The following is a 2,571-nucleotide window of genomic DNA, read 5'->3' as shown; positions in this document are numbered from 1 at the left end:
TGTTATAAAATAATTGACATATGCCCAAAATAATAATAAAATTTATTATGGGCATAAGCTTATATCAAAATAAATGCCAACTCATTACGAGGGAGAGGAAAATATATGAAGGTTTGTGTTTCATCAAGCGGAAATTCTATTGAAAGTACAATAGACCCGAGGTTCGGGAGAGCGGCATATTTTGTTATTGCAGATACCGATACAATGAATTCTGAAATCATTGAAAACACTGCGGCAGCCTCCGGCGGCGGGGCTGGAATCACTTCAGGGCAGCTTATGGTTGATAAGGGCGTGGAAGCGGTAATTACGGGCAATGTAGGGCCAAATGCCATGAATGTTTTAAAGGCTGCAAATATTGAAATATACCGTGGAGAATCGGTATCTGTGAAAGAAAACATTGTTAAATTCAAAAAAGGACTTCTTGAAAAAATAACTTCTACAGTCCCTTCACACTTTGGTATGGGGGCACAGGGAAGACAGAAATGAGAATAGCAGTTTTAAGTGGCAAGGGAGGAACAGGTAAAACAACTGTTTCTGCAAGCCTTGCAGTGTCAGTGCCGTCCTACCAGTATATAGACTGTGATGTGGAAGAACCGAATGGGGCAATATTTTTAACGTCCGAAATACAGGACAGTTTTCCTGTAAAAGTACTTGTTCCGGAAGCTGATATGGCAAAATGCAATGCATGCGGCTACTGCGCAAAGGCATGTCAGTTTCACGCAATTGCCGTAGTGAAGGGTAAGGTTCTTGTATTTCCCGAAATCTGCCACCACTGCGGGGCATGTGTTATAGCCTGTCCAAATGATGCAATCCGAGAAGTGGAAAGGACTATCGGGATTGTTGAAGCAAACGGGGATGGCACATTCCTTAAGGGAAAGCTTAACGTAGGTGAGCCTGTAAGTATACCTATCATACGTGAACTAAAAAAGCGTATGAAAAAGGACGTACCTGGGATACTTGATTGTTCACCGGGAGCCTCCTGTGCAGTAGTGCAGTCAATAGAAGGCTGTGATTACTGTGTGCTGGTAACGGAGCCTACGCCTTTCGGGCTCCATGACCTTAAAATTGCCGTGCAGCTTGTAAGAAAGATGGGAATCCCATTTGGAATTGTATTGAATAAAGCATCCGACAGCAGCAGGTTGATACACGATTTTTGCCGGAATGAAGGTATTGAGCTTTTGATGGAAATACCTTTTTCGCAGGAAATTGCCGAAAGCTATTCAAAAGGTGTGCTTCCTGTTAAGAATAATGATTTGTGGAAAAAATTTGAAAAGCTCTATGAAAAGATTGAAAGGGGTGCCGGTAAATGAAACAGATTATCTTTATAAGCGGGAAAGGCGGAACTGGAAAAAGTACCCTGGTTTCATCACTGAGCATTCTGGTTCAGGACAAAATGCTTGCCGACTGCGACGTTGATGCCCCAAACCTGCACATCCTGCTAAAGGGTGAAGTTTTAAAAAAGGATGACTTTTTTGGTGCAAAAGAAGCGGTGATTGATTCGTCAGCATGTATAAGGTGTGGCTTATGTAGAGAAACGTGCAGATTTGGCGCAATTAACGAAGAATTTGAAATCAACCCGATGAAATGTGAAGGATGTGGTGCATGTACACTGGTGTGTCCGCAGGAAGCAATAGTCCTGGAAGAAGTTAAGACCGGAGAAACATATGTATCCAACACCTCGAGAGGTACTTTTTCCCACGCGCTGCTCGATATTGGCGCAGAAGGGTCCGGAAAGCTTGTCACAGAGGTAAGGAAGAATATCTATAACAACAAAAAAGATGAAAAATGGGTACTTATTTGATGGCTCGCCGGGTATAGGCTGCGTGGTGATTGCATCCATTACAGGAGCAGATGCGGTGGTGGCGGTTTCAGAACCTACAAAATCGGGCTTAAGTGATCTGGAAAGGGTTCTGGGAGTAGCAAGGCACTTTGGAATCCCGGCATTTGTATGCATTAACAAGTATGATCTGAACCCGGAAGTCACTTCGCAGATAGAAAGCTTCTGCGAAAGCAACGGTTTTCCGGTCATCGGCAGGATACCGTTTGATCCATCCATAGTGAAGGCCTTGCAGGAATTCAAAACTCCAATTGAGGCCGGCAACAGCAATGTGACAAATGAAATTGCAGGTATATGGATGAGGCTTGTAGATGAGCTGGATAAGCTTAAAACTACTAATAAAAATATTTGAATGGAGGTTTAAATATGCGTATAGCAATTTCTACAGACAGGAGATATGTTTCTCCACATTTCGGAAGATGTCCGTCATTTACTCTGATTGATATTAAAGATGGAAAAACAGTGAAAAGGATGGAAGTTGAAAACCCGGGGCATTCGCCAGGTTATATTCCTCAGTTTTTGCATGAAAAGGGTGTAAAACTAATTGTCTGCGGTGGTATGGGAGCAAGAGCGCAAGGATTTTTCGAAGAACTGGGTATAGAGACAATTATGGGTGTGGATGGAAGCATTGATGAAGTAATAGAAAAACTTGAGAAAGGTATGCTTGAAGGTGGAGAAAGTTTGTGTACACCCGGTGCAGGAAGAGGATATGGCGTTGAAAAAACTGAGTGTGA

The 2,571-nt window shown here is 42.7% G+C and carries 3 protein-coding genes and 1 pseudogene; all 4 read left to right on the top strand.

Features of this window, described 5'->3' with window-relative positions; genetic code table 11:
* The first annotated feature begins 105 nt into the window (after positions 1-105).
* Positions 106-486 (top strand): NifB/NifX family molybdenum-iron cluster-binding protein, encoded by a 381-nt coding sequence (locus tag HPY74_20730; protein NSW93032.1) that lies wholly within the window; start codon positions 106-108, stop codon positions 484-486.
* Positions 483-1,310 carry a 4Fe-4S binding protein gene (locus tag HPY74_20725; protein NSW93031.1) on the top strand — a complete coding sequence of 276 codons (828 nt, stop codon included), beginning with the start codon at positions 483-485 and terminating at the stop codon, positions 1,308-1,310. Before HPY74_20730 ends, HPY74_20725 begins: the two co-directional genes overlap by 4 nt.
* Positions 1,307-2,189, top strand: a pseudogene (locus HPY74_20720) (4Fe-4S binding protein). The gene HPY74_20725 and the pseudogene HPY74_20720 overlap by 4 nt, the downstream one beginning before the upstream one ends.
* A gap of 14 nt (positions 2,190-2,203) precedes the next feature.
* On the top strand, positions 2,204-2,571 hold a 368-nt coding region (locus HPY74_20715; protein ID NSW93030.1), incomplete at its 3' end, for a dinitrogenase iron-molybdenum cofactor.

It is taken from the genome of Bacillota bacterium, from assembly GCA_013314855.1.
In the GTDB taxonomy this organism is placed as follows: Bacteria; Bacillota; Clostridia; order Acetivibrionales; family DUMC01; genus Ch48.
Note: the sequence above shows the minus strand (reverse complement) of the source record. Positions and strands in the feature narration are given on the sequence as shown.

What these genes read in the sequence shown, in the direction of transcription:
- HPY74_20730 (NSW93032.1), top strand. Translation starts at nt 106, where the DNA reads ATGAAGGTTTGTGTTTCATCAAGCGGAAATTCTATTGAAAGTACAATA.
- HPY74_20725 (NSW93031.1), top strand. Translation starts at nt 483, where the DNA reads ATGAGAATAGCAGTTTTAAGTGGCAAGGGAGGAACAGGTAAAACAACT.